The organism is Erythrobacter sp. W302b (genome assembly GCF_046452395.1).
GTDB lineage: Bacteria > Pseudomonadota > Alphaproteobacteria > Sphingomonadales > Sphingomonadaceae > Erythrobacter.
Genome location: NZ_JBKFDH010000001.1, coordinates 1 through 12,315 on the forward strand (window position 1 = coordinate 1; position 12,315 = coordinate 12,315).

At 60.5% G+C, this 12,315-nt stretch carries 14 protein-coding genes and 1 tRNA gene; 6 read left to right on the plus strand and 9 right to left on the minus strand.

The window, feature by feature from the left end; translation table 11 throughout:
* Positions 1-151 precede the first annotated feature (151 nt).
* Positions 152-1,603: an amidohydrolase family protein gene (locus ACLBKT_RS00005; protein ID WP_410180951.1), complete on the plus strand. Its 1,452-nt coding sequence runs from the start codon at positions 152-154 to the stop codon at positions 1,601-1,603.
* 247 nt (positions 1,604-1,850) lie between these two features.
* Here ACLBKT_RS00005 and ACLBKT_RS00010 read toward each other — a convergent pair whose 3' ends face one another.
* The 4 genes from ACLBKT_RS00010 to ACLBKT_RS00025 all read right to left on the minus strand — a co-directional run bounded on the left by ACLBKT_RS00010 (position 1,851) and on the right by ACLBKT_RS00025 (position 5,023).
* Complete coding sequence (locus ACLBKT_RS00010) at positions 1,851-2,414, minus strand: recombinase family protein (protein ID WP_410180952.1); 564 nt, start codon at positions 2,412-2,414, stop codon at positions 1,851-1,853.
* Between the two features lie 222 nt (positions 2,415-2,636).
* Complete coding sequence (locus ACLBKT_RS00015) at positions 2,637-3,452, minus strand: hypothetical protein (RefSeq protein ID WP_410180953.1); 816 nt, start codon at positions 3,450-3,452, stop codon at positions 2,637-2,639.
* Between the two features lie 126 nt (positions 3,453-3,578).
* A complete protein-coding gene (locus ACLBKT_RS00020; RefSeq protein WP_410180954.1) occupies positions 3,579-4,313 on the minus strand; it encodes a TIGR02391 family protein in 735 nt (244 codons plus the stop codon).
* 452 nt (positions 4,314-4,765) lie between these two features.
* On the minus strand, positions 4,766-5,023 hold the full coding sequence (locus ACLBKT_RS00025) for an outer membrane protein (RefSeq protein WP_410183617.1): 258 nt from the start codon (positions 5,021-5,023) through the stop codon (positions 4,766-4,768).
* On the opposite strand from ACLBKT_RS00025, the gene ACLBKT_RS00030 reads away from it, so the two are divergent.
* On the plus strand, positions 4,990-5,499 hold the full coding sequence (locus tag ACLBKT_RS00030; protein WP_410180955.1) for a TetR family transcriptional regulator C-terminal domain-containing protein: 510 nt from the start codon (positions 4,990-4,992) through the stop codon (positions 5,497-5,499). The genes ACLBKT_RS00025 and ACLBKT_RS00030 overlap by 34 nt on opposite strands.
* Positions 5,500-5,511: 12 nt before the next feature.
* On the plus strand, positions 5,512-6,267 hold the full coding sequence (locus ACLBKT_RS00035) for an SDR family NAD(P)-dependent oxidoreductase (RefSeq protein WP_410180956.1): 756 nt from the start codon (positions 5,512-5,514) through the stop codon (positions 6,265-6,267).
* A 389-nt stretch (positions 6,268-6,656) separates the two neighbouring features.
* On the opposite strand, the gene ACLBKT_RS00040 is transcribed toward ACLBKT_RS00035, so the two are convergent.
* The 3 genes from ACLBKT_RS00040 to ACLBKT_RS00050 all read right to left on the minus strand — a co-directional run bounded on the left by ACLBKT_RS00040 (position 6,657) and on the right by ACLBKT_RS00050 (position 8,376).
* Positions 6,657-7,052, minus strand: a complete 396-nt coding sequence (locus ACLBKT_RS00040) for a hypothetical protein (protein ID WP_410180957.1) — start codon at positions 7,050-7,052, stop codon at positions 6,657-6,659.
* 244 nt (positions 7,053-7,296) lie between these two features.
* Positions 7,297-7,755, minus strand: a complete 459-nt coding sequence (locus ACLBKT_RS00045; protein ID WP_410180958.1) for a hypothetical protein — start codon at positions 7,753-7,755, stop codon at positions 7,297-7,299.
* A 72-nt stretch (positions 7,756-7,827) separates the two neighbouring features.
* Entirely contained in the window at positions 7,828-8,376 is a 549-nt protein-coding gene (locus ACLBKT_RS00050) for a helix-turn-helix domain-containing protein (RefSeq protein ID WP_410180959.1), read from the minus strand.
* Between the two features lie 138 nt (positions 8,377-8,514).
* Between ACLBKT_RS00050 and ACLBKT_RS00055 the strand changes: the two genes are divergently transcribed.
* On the plus strand, positions 8,515-8,685 hold the full coding sequence (locus ACLBKT_RS00055; RefSeq protein ID WP_410180960.1) for a helix-turn-helix transcriptional regulator: 171 nt from the start codon (positions 8,515-8,517) through the stop codon (positions 8,683-8,685).
* A gap of 12 nt (positions 8,686-8,697) precedes the next feature.
* Positions 8,698-9,930 (plus strand): tyrosine-type recombinase/integrase, encoded by a 1,233-nt coding sequence (locus tag ACLBKT_RS00060; protein ID WP_410180961.1) that lies wholly within the window; start codon positions 8,698-8,700, stop codon positions 9,928-9,930.
* A gap of 119 nt (positions 9,931-10,049) precedes the next feature.
* On the opposite strand, the gene ACLBKT_RS00065 is transcribed toward ACLBKT_RS00060, so the two are convergent.
* Positions 10,050-10,136 (minus strand) — tRNA-Leu (locus tag ACLBKT_RS00065).
* Between the two features lie 261 nt (positions 10,137-10,397).
* On the opposite strand from ACLBKT_RS00065, the gene ACLBKT_RS00070 reads away from it, so the two are divergent.
* A complete protein-coding gene (locus ACLBKT_RS00070) occupies positions 10,398-11,363 on the plus strand; it encodes a complex I NDUFA9 subunit family protein (protein WP_410180962.1) in 966 nt (321 codons plus the stop codon).
* 55 nt (positions 11,364-11,418) lie between these two features.
* On the opposite strand, the gene ACLBKT_RS00075 is transcribed toward ACLBKT_RS00070, so the two are convergent.
* The gene (locus tag ACLBKT_RS00075; RefSeq protein ID WP_410180963.1) at positions 11,419-12,300 is read right to left on the minus strand and encodes a dienelactone hydrolase family protein; all 882 of its coding nucleotides are present in this window, start codon (positions 12,298-12,300) and stop codon (positions 11,419-11,421) included.
* Between the last annotated feature and the right edge of the window lie 15 nt (positions 12,301-12,315).

Consider the following 12,315-nt stretch of genomic DNA (forward strand, 5'->3'; position numbering starts at 1 on the left):
CCCCGAAGCGGACATTGGAAGCGCAGAGACTGATATCCGGTTACCGGTCAGAATAGGGTGTCCCTCACTATAGCTCTTGCGCTCAAGTCACTGTTGCTGAGATAAAACGTGAGCGGCAGCCGATCATTCGCCATGTCCGCTGCGGAGCTTTATGGTTCGACGGATTGGCTTGTGGTCGCTGGGTATTCTTGGGGTGCTTGGCCTTGCCGGGTCGCTCGGCTTTTGGATGCTGTTCCCGCCCGATGTTGCGGTGCCCCCCAGTTCCGACCGGATGATCGCCGGGGTCACAATCTGGAATCCTGGCGAGCCCTCCCAGCCCGATCAGACCATCATCGTCAAAGACGGGCGCATCGCCGAAATCCGACCAAGTCGACCAGATGACGATCCGCCGATCTGTCCGGGCTGCATCGTCATGCCGGGCCTAATTGACGCCCATGTCCATACACCACCCCAAGCCGCGATCGGCAACCAGCGCCTGTTTTCGCTGCTCTACCTGAAATATGGGGTGACCAGCGTTCGCGATCTTGGGCAGACCGATGATAGTATTGCCGATCTGCAAGCCGAGATTGCGGCAGGACGGATCGCCGGCCCGAGGATGTATCGCTGTGGCCCGGTCCTGGACGGCGAGCGGCCAAGCTGGCCCAGCGCCTTGCGGATCGTTGACGGGGCGCAGGCGATTGGCGCCGTGAAGACTCTTAAGGCGAGCGGCGCCAGCTGCATCAAGACCTACACGGGCCTGCCTAAGGAAGCATTCAGCGCAGCTGCCACCGAAGCGAGGCGGCAAGGCCTGCCGCTCGTAGGTCATACGCCGCACGCGGTAAACCTGCGCGATGTGTCCGATTTCGAGGTCCAGCATTTCAACGGGATCCCTTATCTCCACAAACCGCCGCCCGAGGATGCCGATTATCGCAGCCAGGATGTGTCCGCCATGAGCGAGGTTGACATTGCCGAAGTGATCGCGCTGATGAAGGCCAACCGCATTTCGATCCTGCCCACGCAGGCGAACCAGAAAGCCCGGTTGACGGCATCGGACCGAAAGCGCTTTCCTCCCACAGAAGGCCTGCGGCATCTCCCGTCCTTTTGGGAGCAGGCCTGGCCTATGATCGTCGCGCACCCGGAATCCGCCGAAGCCGTCGCAGCCGACCTTGATGGCATCGCGGCAGAAGTCGCCTTCGTCGGCAAGGCCCGTCTGGCCGGTATCGATGTGCTGGCGGGAACGGATGTCGTCATGCCCTATGTCGTGCCGGGCAAGTCCCTGCATCTCCAACTGGCGATGCTGTCCCAGGCCTTCGGCGGCGACGAAGCTGCGCTCGCCGCTGCGACGAAGGTCAATGGCCGCCATGTCGACCGTGGCATGGTTGGCCGGATCGCGGTTGGCAACTTTGCCGACCTGCTGATCCTGCGCAAGGGCTCGCGTCCCCATCTGGCAGCGGTGCGGGACTGGCAGTTCCTGACGGTCGGCGGACGAATGTATCCGCGCGCACAGATCGATGCTGCGGTCGAGAGTTACGACCAGCATTTCCGCGGAGCCTATTACGAGACTGTGATGAACGGGCTTGTCAGCATTCTGGCTTCCGGCTTTAGCCGCGAGGAGAGCCATTAGTCTGGTTGACTGAGGCCTGCCTTGTAGAGCCGCAGAATGCGAGCTGGATACCCCTATGGCAGAGCGGCAATAGCTGCCATTCGCCTTTCCACCCATTTCCGGTCATGAGCGAGGCTCACCGACAGAACCAAAAGCGGTCTTTCCATTCCCGGTGGATGGGTAGCTCGACTCACCCCCGCCTGATAGGCAGCACCAGGATCGAGCACTTCGGCAGGGTCTAGGACTTCTTATATTTGCAGCGCAGCGACTATGTTATCGTGGTGAGCTTGTCGCTCAGCGCTCGATAGACGCTCGCTCGTGCGATCCCCAGATGCGTCGCAATGTCAGTCGCACCGAGCCCCTGTTGTCGCAAAGATCGCACCTGACCGACGTCCACGGTGCGCTTGCGGCCCTTGTAGACACCAGCCGCCTTGGCGCGCTCGATACCTTCGCGTTGACGTTCCTTGCGGATGTCGGTTTCGAATTCTGCGACCGCACCGAGGATGCCAAGGATGAGTTTGCCCATACTGGTGGTCGTATCGACCGCTCCTTGCTGAACGCACCGGAACCCAACCTTTTTCGCTGACAGGTGTGAGATGATGTCGTGAAGATCGTGACCAGATCGGGCGAGACGGTCTAGGCGCGTAACGATCAGGGTGTCGCCTTCCCGCACCCAGTCGAGGCAGTCTGCGAGTGCTTGCCGGTCATTGCGCGACGTCCCTGTGATCTTTTCTGAGAAGACCTTCTCGCAGCCCGAGTTGGCAAGCTGGCCAAGCTGTAGGTCTAAGTTCTCGGAGCTGCTGCTAACGCGCGCGTATCCGACTATGCTCATGTGCAGGGCCTCACTGTCTCACTGGGGTCTAGAGTCAGTGCAGCTTAGCGTCTCACAATCACGAAAGAACTCTTATGAGACACTCCGTGGACGCCGTGAGACGCCTCGGATGGGTATACTCAAACGGGGCGTTCTCAATTGCAAACTGGAGAGCATGTTGCATTTGGATATGCGGGAATGGAGCTGCCGGCATCTCGCTAGTCATGGAAGAACGTCTAGCGGCTAGTATTGCCGCTGATCAGTGATTGGCTGTTGGATAGCCACGCCGCAATGCTCAAGAAAGGATTTCAGATTTGCATAACGCTGCCGATAATGGTCGCGCTTAATGATCTTCGGACTGAATATGAAACCGATCTCTGGCACCTGAAGTTCCCCCTCCTCACGCCAAAAAAGAGGTGCAATCAGCTCAATCATGGCGCGCGCGGATTGCAGATGTTGTTCCTGCCCCCGTGTGTGAGCGTTTAACGCAAACCGTAAGGTTCCGAGGACCACATCGACGATGCTCGGCATATGAGACTGCCCAAGCGCTGAGTAATGATAACCGACAATGTTCGCCAAGCGCATTTCGTTACCATAGGGCATGCCAATGAGCCCGATCGAGAATTTTTCGCGCAGATGAGCATCTATCTCATTCCCGGCATCATTAAACCGATCAATGAGAACAAGGCCTTTGTCCGGGATCCGGTTTAAAGCGCAATGGAAGTGATAGCAGATAGCGTTGACGCCGTTGCGGCGCGCTTCGTCAGGTCCGACCGCGATATCGTGCAGAATGACATACACTAGCAGTTTGGCACCGTGTTCGTGAGCTGCTCGGATTATTTCCTGCTTAAATGCGATGAACTCATGGTGATCCATTCCCTGAGGACCGGGGTTAAACTTCAGTTTGAAGTCCCGGGGGACACTGTGACGCACGCGAATGCCGTCGATCGCCTCATTGAGGTCACCGACCCTATCCCCTTCGATCATCAAACCGCCATAGATTAGAAAATCGCCAGCACGCTCTTCGAGGTTCGTCTCGTCACAATACAGCAGATGCATTTGAGTGCCCTAGCGGGTCCGCTTCAAACGTAGCGGTTAAAGTGAATGGCAAGCCGATGATGGTTCTGACGTCACTGGCTGAACTTACTGAACGGTTAGTGGTCGATACTCCCACCGCGCTGATGGTCACTCGGCTCCACTAGTCTCTACGACACTAGCGGCATCAATAATGCGCGCAAGAAAGGACATAAGCATAAGTGAGTGAACGACGTATTCATCATCCGTAGGTCGAACCTCATGAGCATGTGGGTTGCGCAAAAAAGCTCTCCAGCCTTGCATCAATAGCATCGCGCCGCGCTGAAGATTCTTTTCTGTTTCTGATTCGACTTGCTGCGGAACCCGTAGGACGGGATTATCCTTTTTGAACACGCGACCAATTTCCGCATCGGAGTCATCGGCTGCACCTGACTTGCGCTTGAATAAAGTAGCCAGTTCGACGCAGCAAGTCAGGAGCAGGGCGTGATAATCTGGCTCTGGTTCCCGCATCGTCATTTCATAGCGAGATCGGAAACGAGCATGGATATAGTCTTCGATTTCACCCGAAGACGGTTCGATTTCTTGGGCAAATTTTTCCGCCTTCGCGAGGATATCCGGTGCATCGAAGAGCACAATGTCATACCAGTCCTGCGGATCGCAAAACCGGATGTGGCGCGATAGATCCCCGATCCGGCTCTGGGGAAAATCATCCGGTAGGATGGCCTTGAGAGCCGCCGCGTGCGCTTTGAGCGCAGCTTGCAGTTGGACTTTGTTGGCTTCTTCCTCGTAAAGGGCGTGGTCTCGGATCGCGAGACCCGCAATTTCAATGAGTTTTCGACAATGTTCGCTCACCGACGCAAGCCAATGGACGGCATTGTTCGACATGACGTATCCTCCTAGAAGCTCTCAATTACCAGCCACGTCGAAGCGACGAAAGGCCTCGGGTTTCGCGGCATGGCAATTCCCATCTTGAGGCCATGAAGCGCCTTGCATTTGCAATCGCAAAAGCAATATTCCGAAGGATATTCGGTGAAAGGTCTGTGGCAAATCGCCCAGAACCCGTGGTCGCTCTAAGGCCGACATCGGCCAGGCGGGCCACTCGGTGCTCGGGCATAAAAAAGCCTTCTGCGCACAGCAGCACCGGTTGCTACCAGACCCACCAGCCGTCGTGCTCCTCATTGCACTTCGCAATACCTGCCTGACCAGATGCGAGCACCTCTTCGAGATTCTTGCGCTCATCCTCTGGCAACGTGTCGGTGATATCGCGGATTTTGAAGCTATGGGCCTCGCAACCGATCACCGTCTGCGAGGCCCAATTTGTAGACAGCTGGAACGCCTCAGAACTTGCCGAGCAGCGTCACAATGCCTTGGTTGCGGCTGACGCCGATCCCAGTGTTCACGCCCAGGAACTCAAGATCGCCGTAGTCAGAATACCGGTATTCCACACGGATGGCGTAATTGCTTGAGAGGTCGATTTCGCCGCCAGCGCCGATGCGAAAGCCACCGAACGAAATTTCGTCGGAGATCTCGCCGGTGCCGTCGTCATATTCTCCTTCGATCGATGCATCGGTGTAACCTGCCTTTACGTAGAGCAGGCCGTTACGCCCGGTCCGATACCCACTATTTCCCCGACAAGCGCGCGCTGATGCTGCTTACCTATCGCCACGCCGCCCTGACTTCGAAGGCGCGCACCGATGCCTCGCAGCCTAAGGATCACGGCGATCTTGGCGCGCTCTTTCGTGCGCTGCTACCGACCGATCCCCGAGTGATACGCGATTGGCGGGTGTGGTTTTCCTTCTGGGGCCTAGCGATCGCCGATCCCGAGTTCGCCGTCGAGCAGCGCGAGCGGATGCGGGGCTTCGTGGCGCAGATCGAAGCCGTGCTCGCCGCCGATCCCGGCTTCGCCCATTGTGCCGCTGCCGATCGCCCGGCCATGGCCGCCGCACTCTTCGCCGCGCTGGTCGGGATCGTCACGCAGGCAATTTTCGACCCGGAAAGCTGGCCGCTCTCGCGGCAGATGCAGGCCATCGACGCCGCGCTCTCGCAATACGGGTTACATCGTAACGGATAGGAGAGAACAGGTATGGACGGACGATACGAGGGGAAGACGGTAGCCGTCACCGGCGCAGGCGCGGGCATGGGGCGGGCGATCGCACTCGCCTTTGCGCGCGAAGGCGCCTCCGTGGTGGCGTGCGACGTCAATGCCGAGGGGCTCGCAACGACTGCTGCCCAGCTCGCTCCGGGCACCGGCAGCATAGCAACCATGATCGTGGACGTGCGTGACGAGGATGCCGTTGCAGGCTTCGCCGCCCGCGCTGCGGCACCGATCGGCGCACTCGACGTGATGGTCTGCAACGCCGGGGTGAAGGGCGATTGGGCGCCGCTAGCCGAGCAGCCGCGCGAGCAGCTCGATTTGGTCATCGACATCAACCTCAAGGGCGTCGTGCTGAGCATGAAGCACGCGCTGGCCCACATGATCCCGACCCGCTCCGGCGTCATCATCAACCTGGCGTCGGTTCAGAGTTTCCGGGTCGGGTTCCCGGGGGCGGCATTCTATTCTGCAAGTAAGGCTGCGGTGGTCGCGCTGACCCGTGCCGCCGCGCTCGAAAACGGCCAGTTCGGCATCCGTGCCGTCGGCATCGCGCCAGGCCCGATCGACACGCCCATGCTGCGCAGCGGCGGCCCGGACTGGCCCCCGCCGATCATCAATGACGTGCCGCTGCACCGCATCGGGCACGTCGATGACATCGCCAACGCAGCCTTGTGGCTGGCGTCCGATCAAGCGAACTACATCAGCGGAGCGACGCTCAACATCGACGGGGGATGGCTCGCTCCCTAAGGCTTTTGCTGCTGTGGGAGTTGTCGGAACAGAGGAGCTCCCTCGCGGTCAAGGAAGTGCTGGTGCGCGTCATCCTCGATGGGAGCGATGATTTGGGCGAGGGTGATCTCCTTGCCGGGGCGCTTTATTCGGAACTAGTATAGCCTGCTGAGCATGTCGTGAACCTCGTGTCGTTGTCGATGACGAGGGCTTACGAGAGCACCGCTATGGGTGCGGGTGGCGTCGCGTTGGGAAACGCATGCGGCGTGGTGAAGTTGATGCGAGTCAACCAAGCCCCGAGCGTCGCTCACCTGCCGAGCCGCAGGAATTCGCCAATCCTGCTGCTCGTCGGTGGTGGGCGGAAGTGCGCGAGATCGCGAAGTTCAATGTCTCAGAGCCCATGTTACCCATCAGGCACGCCGGCGCTTCCCATGGAGCTTAACCCCGACCGCTGCGGCAAGTGGCTCGATCACCGCATTGGCCTTGCAGATGTCACCATCCAGGTCAGCCTGAATGATCGCCTCGACCATAGCACCGACAGCCTCCATATTTGCTTTGGCTATGTGCTGACGCCGACGGGCTTCGGGAAGGTCCATGATCGCTTGGCTCCGGGCCTTCTTGTCAAGGTAGCTTTCGATCTTGGCTAGGCTAACAGGGAGGAGGGCATTCTTCCGAAACCCGCGACGCTTCATTTCTCGGGAGACCGTTTGGGATGAGACGCCGAGCTCCATGGCGATCTCTGAAGCGTGCTTGACGCCGAGTTCCAGGAGCCGTCCTTGGCGTTCCCATTCAGCATCGGGAATCATGTTTCGCTTAGGCATATCAACATCAATTCCAATAGGCCGTCATGGTAACCATGCTGACCATGTTTTCATTTATTCCCATGAAGATCAGCATCACATGGAGACCTATGGTTCGCATGGTCTTCTCGATTCCATAGGATCATGAAAGCTGCCCTAGTCGGGGCAGCTGCCATTATGGCCTCAGTGTTGACCCGCCGGCGGCGTGGGCACTGTTTCCGCAACGGGCGGGTATGTCAGGGTAGGGTGGTCAGTGCGGCCAGTAGTCTGCCGAGAGGAAGTAGGTGCCGGTGAAACTCTTGGTGCAGTAGCCACCCCAACCGCGATCTGGTTTCGCCTTCCAGTCGAACGTCCCTGCACCTCTGGTCGCCTTCAGCCAGCACCTCCTGACGTGCTGCAATGCCAGCGTCTCGTCGCCGAACGCTGTGATTACCAGACGGAGGTCAGCGACGGCATGAAGGTGCGCGTTGGTCGAGAGGTTCTCAGGGAATGCCATCGCATATAGCCGGGCTTCCTGGGCGACGCGGTTCAGATTGCGGCCGTGGACCGCCTTATCGACGAGATGGCAGAAGCAGCCGAAGATCTCGCTGAGTCTCCTCGCGCTGAGTTCGCGATCGGTGTTCAGGGTGAGCGCGTGGGTGATACGATCGTCTGTCGTCCAGTCCACAATGGCGGCGCGCTGTTGGCGCAGTTGATGATGTGCTTGCATCTGTGAATTGTATGCGATAATACACACATTGAGCAAGCGGAAAGCGCATGTGCAACAACACGCATATGCGCTTCATTTAGGTTGATATGTCCGCTCCGTCCTGATCCGGGCATTATTCCTGACCGGCTTGCTGATCGCTTCGACCTTTGATCCGGCAGTGCGCAGCATCTCTATTGCGACAGCTTCCTCGCTGCTCAGCCAGCGCCGACGAGGGTGGGGCTCAGCGGCTATTTCTCGTATGACGGCGAGCTGTTCTTGGTTCAGGCTTAGCGACTGCCCGTTGAGGCCCTCGGCTAAACCCCTAAGGTAGTCATCGCTCAACTCGACCTCGGAACCTGTAATCAGTGACCACGAGACCTCGGGATGTCGCTGTTTCAAAATGGCTTTCAAGAAATCGCGCGCGTTCATCCCGAGGACTTCGGCGATTTTCTCGGCCTTCTCGAACGGTATAGGGATGCGCCCAGTCGCCATGTGGCTCAGAACGACAGCCTGCTTGTAACCGACGAGAGGGGCGATCTTCCGCAAGCTGAGGCCACGCTCGTTTGAAGCCTTGGCCAAGGCCGCGGACAGCATTCCTGCTGCTTCGCTATCGGCGAGTGCCGGGTCAATCTCTCTCGTCATGCCTCCGTGTAAAACTCATCACACACTAGATCAATTAGCTTGATCTCTTTTAGTGTGTGCAATATAACACCCACATTGAAACCCGCAGGCGCCTATTTGCGATCGCAGCTGCGCGTCGGCAACCATCTAGGAAGTGAAATGCAACGCAATACCTATCGAGTTCACGAAGTCACCGCCCTGCTCGGGATCGGCAAATCGACCGTTTACAAGCTGATCGGCGAAGGGACGCTCCAGCGCGTCAAGATTGGGGCCACTACCCTGATCACGGCGGCGTCCGTCGATGCCCTCCTCCCGCCTCATGCGGCTTGAGGGGCCCTACTGATGCCCCTTACCTTCAAGGCGATCCAGAACATCCGGCCCAGTGACAAGCCGACCAAGCACGCTGATGAGAAGGGTCTGTTCCTCCTCGTTTGGCCAACCGGCTCCAAGCGGTGGAAGCTGAAATATCGGTTCGACGGGAAGGAGAACCAAATCGGCTTTGGCGCCTTCCCTGAGGTCGGCCTCGCTCAGGCTCGCGGTATGCGTGACGAGGCTCGCGCGCTGCTCGCCCAAGGCATCGATCCGTCGCAAAAGCGGAAGGTGGAGAAGCTGGAAAAGCGTCTCTCCCGGGAGAACACATTCGGCGCCATCGCCCGCGAACTGATCGAGAAGCGCGCGACCGATGGCGATAAGGCCATCTGCGATACTACCCGCGCGAAGACCGAGTGGCTCCTGTCGTTGCTTGAACCGACCCTAGGGTCTGTGCCAGTGGCGGACGTAACCGCGCCGCTCCTTCTTGCTGTCCTTCAGGACATTGAGAAATCGGGCCGGCGTGAGACAGCGCGGCGGCTGCGGTCATTTGCCAGCCGCGTGATCGACTACGCCGTCGTGACGGGCAGGGCAGTGCACAACCCTGCCAAGTCTCTCCAGCGAGCTCTGCGGTCGCCACAGGTGCGAAACCATCCGGCGATCATCGATCCGCGGGAAATCGCTGACCTGCTCACGGCGATCGATGGATATGGTGGCCAAGCGTCTACCATCGCTGCGCTCAAGCTGTCGGCGCACCTCTTCCAGCGGCCTGGCGAGATCCGCTCGATGAAGTGGGCCGACCTCGATCTGGACGAGGGAGTGTGGACCATCCCGGCCGGTGAGATGAAGATGCGCAGGGAGCACCGGGTGCCCCTGTCTCGGCAGGCGATTGCGATTATCCGCTCCATGGAGGAGGTCTCGACCTACAGCGATTGGGTGTTCCCGAGCTGGACGCCAAAGAAGCCCCTGTCGGAGAATGCCGTGAATGGCGCGCTTAAGCGGCTTGGGTATGCTGGAAAGATGACGGCGCATGGTTTCCGTTCGACCGCCAGTTCGCTGCTCAACGAGAGCCGGCTGTGGAGCCCTGATGCGATAGAGCGGGCCTTGGCTCACCAAGATGGGAACGCGGTGCGAGCGGTCTACAATCGCACAGCGTATTGGGACGAGCGCGTCGCCATGATGCAGTGGTGGTCGGATACGCTCGACTCGCTGCGAGCAGGTGATTTTGGAGCCCTCAAAGCTGGGGGTCAGCGACCCCCATATTGACCCCCAAATGCCCTTGAAAGGCCCCAAACCCGTGCGGACCTGAACGGACGGCGAGCTTCGAGAAATTGTTGAATTTTCGTGGCTTAGTGGGCTTCCGCAACCTGCTGCAAAAGCCCACCTGGTGCCCAGAAGAGGACTCGAACCTCCACGCCCTTGCGAGCGCCGCCACCTGAAGACGGTGCGTCTACCAATTCCGCCATCTGGGCACGGGGCCTTCGGTCATCGCTGCCGGAGGCCGGGTAGGCGCGGGCCATTAGCGGGGGGGTGGGGGTGCTGTCAATGCAAACCTTGCCTGCAGTGTTGGCCAGGCGTGAGCAGCGGCTTCGGCCTGTCGCAAGGCGCGCAAAGCGCCTTGGCAATCCCGGCGATTCCCGCCACCGGAACCCTTGCCTCGCCCGCTTCGTTGAAGCAAAGCGCGGCCAGCACAACGCCCTGCACTGTCTCAGGCCACGAAGAGCACCCAAACCATGCCCACCTCCTCCCCGCTTTCCGGCCAGCTGGTCACGATTTTCGGCGGCACCGGCTATCTCGGCAATTATGTCGCGCAGGCGCTGCTTGCGCGCGGCGCCCGTGTGCGGCTCGCCAGCCGCGCCCCCGGCAAGGCCCAGGATCTCAAGCCGCTCGCCAATCTTGGCCAGTTGCAGCTGATGCCCTGCGACATCACCCGCGAGGAGCATGTCGCTGCGGCGTTGGAGGGTGTCAGCCATGTCGTCAATCTGGTCGGCGCATTCAGCGGCGATCTCGAGAAGCTGATGGGTGAGGCCCCCGGCATCATCGCCCGACTCGCCGAAGCGGGCGGCATCAAGGCCTTCGTCCACATCAGCGCGATCGGCGCAGACACCAATTCACCCACCGCCTACGCCCGCGGCAAGGCGCTGGGCGAGCAACGCGTGCTCGCCGCCTTCCCCACCGCCACGATTCTGCGACCCTCGATCGTGTTCGGCAAGGACGACAATTTCCTCAACCTGTTCGGCGGCATGATCGCCATGCTGCCGGCGCTTCCGGTGTTCGGGCCGGAGGCGAAGTTGCAGCTGGTCTATGCCGACGATGTGGCCGAGGCGGTCGCGGTGGCGCTGGAGCACCCTGACCTCCACGGCGGCCACACCTATGAACTGGGCGGGCCGGAGCAGCTCAGCATGATGGCGATCCACGAGCGGATCGCCGAAGCGCAGGGTCGCAAGCGCACCTTCCTCGCCATGCCTGATGGCCTCAGCGCGGCCTTTGCGGCGCTGCCCGGCACGCCAATGAGCCGCGATCAGTGGACGCTGCTCAAGCCCGGCAGCACGGTCGCGCCGGGTGCGCGCGGGTTTGCCGAGCTGGGGATCGATCCCAAACCGCTCGGCCTGTTTCTCGACAAGTGGATGTTGCGTTACCGCAAGCACGGCCGGTTCGGCGCGGCCAATGAGAGGGCCAAGGCGCGCAGGGCCGGCTGAGGACGGTCGCGGCATCGGCGGGAGGCGTTACTCTCCCGCCTGTTATTAGAAAGGCTTAGGCCAGCGCGGCGGCGTAAAGCGCCTTGAGGTCCGCCTCCCCGCGCGCCGCAGCGGTGGCGTCATAGGCCGGGCTGTCGGCGACCATCCAGCCGTGATCGCCCGGATAGACGGTCACCACCGCACCGACCTTGGCGGCTTCGGCCGCTTCGGCGAAGGTGGTCTTGTCGGCGGGAGCCTCGGCGTCATCATCCTGCGCCACTGCGATCAGCAGGCTGGCATCGACCTTGTCCAGCACCTTGTGCGGGCTCATCGGATTGTCGGGCCGCACCAGCCCGCCGCCGTGGAAGCTCGCCGCGGCCTTGATCCGCGATGGCACGGCTGCGGCGCTCCAGATCGTGAACGGCCCGCCCATGCAATAGCCCTGCGTGCCGATGCCGTGCGCCTGATCGACGCCTTCCTGCCGGTCGAGCCAATCGACGATCGCGGTCGCATCCCGCATGATCGCTGCGGCATCGAGCTTCTTGCGCCAGGGGCCGACCTTCTGGAAGCCACCGCCCGCAATGAAACTGGCGAAATCAGCGAACTGTTCGCCGGTGACGTCGCGGTAATAGGGATTCACGACCAGCACGGCATAGCCCGCCTGCGCGAGCTTGCGGGCGATGTTGCGCTTGGCTTCACGGATGCTGGCGATGTCGGGCCACAGGATGACCGCGGGGTGATTGCCAGTCTCGGGCTGGACGAAGAACCCGTCCAGCGTGCCATCGGCGGTCGGGAAATTGACCCCGCGCTCCTTGAGGCCGGGGAGCGGGTTTTGCGCCACGCTTTCGGTTTCACCCGAAGCGCAGGCGGCCAGCGCCGCAGCTCCGGTCAAAGCGCCGAACTGGCGGCGGCTGATGGTGGCTCTGGCCCATTCGGCCAACTTGCTTTCTTCGCACATTGCAATCTCTCCTGC

What these genes read in the sequence shown, in the direction of transcription:
- ACLBKT_RS00040 (WP_410180957.1), bottom strand. Translation starts at nt 7,052, where the DNA reads ATGATTCCCGATGCTGAATGGGAACGCCAAGGACGGCTCCTGGAACTC.
- ACLBKT_RS00050 (WP_410180959.1), bottom strand. Translation starts at nt 8,376, where the DNA reads ATGACGAGAGAGATTGACCCGGCACTCGCCGATAGCGAAGCAGCAGGA.
- ACLBKT_RS00060 (WP_410180961.1), top strand. Translation starts at nt 8,698, where the DNA reads ATGCCCCTTACCTTCAAGGCGATCCAGAACATCCGGCCCAGTGACAAG.
- ACLBKT_RS00035 (WP_410180956.1), top strand. Translation starts at nt 5,512, where the DNA reads ATGGACGGACGATACGAGGGGAAGACGGTAGCCGTCACCGGCGCAGGC.
- ACLBKT_RS00005 (WP_410180951.1), top strand. Translation starts at nt 152, where the DNA reads ATGGTTCGACGGATTGGCTTGTGGTCGCTGGGTATTCTTGGGGTGCTT.
- ACLBKT_RS00045 (WP_410180958.1), bottom strand. Translation starts at nt 7,755, where the DNA reads ATGCAAGCACATCATCAACTGCGCCAACAGCGCGCCGCCATTGTGGAC.
- ACLBKT_RS00010 (WP_410180952.1), bottom strand. Translation starts at nt 2,414, where the DNA reads ATGAGCATAGTCGGATACGCGCGCGTTAGCAGCAGCTCCGAGAACTTA.
- ACLBKT_RS00030 (WP_410180955.1), top strand. Translation starts at nt 4,990, where the DNA reads ATGCATCGGTGTAACCTGCCTTTACGTAGAGCAGGCCGTTACGCCCGG.
- ACLBKT_RS00015 (WP_410180953.1), bottom strand. Translation starts at nt 3,452, where the DNA reads ATGCATCTGCTGTATTGTGACGAGACGAACCTCGAAGAGCGTGCTGGC.
- ACLBKT_RS00055 (WP_410180960.1), top strand. Translation starts at nt 8,515, where the DNA reads ATGCAACGCAATACCTATCGAGTTCACGAAGTCACCGCCCTGCTCGGG.
- ACLBKT_RS00020 (WP_410180954.1), bottom strand. Translation starts at nt 4,313, where the DNA reads ATGTCGAACAATGCCGTCCATTGGCTTGCGTCGGTGAGCGAACATTGT.
- ACLBKT_RS00075 (WP_410180963.1), bottom strand. Translation starts at nt 12,300, where the DNA reads ATGTGCGAAGAAAGCAAGTTGGCCGAATGGGCCAGAGCCACCATCAGC.
- ACLBKT_RS00070 (WP_410180962.1), top strand. Translation starts at nt 10,398, where the DNA reads ATGCCCACCTCCTCCCCGCTTTCCGGCCAGCTGGTCACGATTTTCGGC.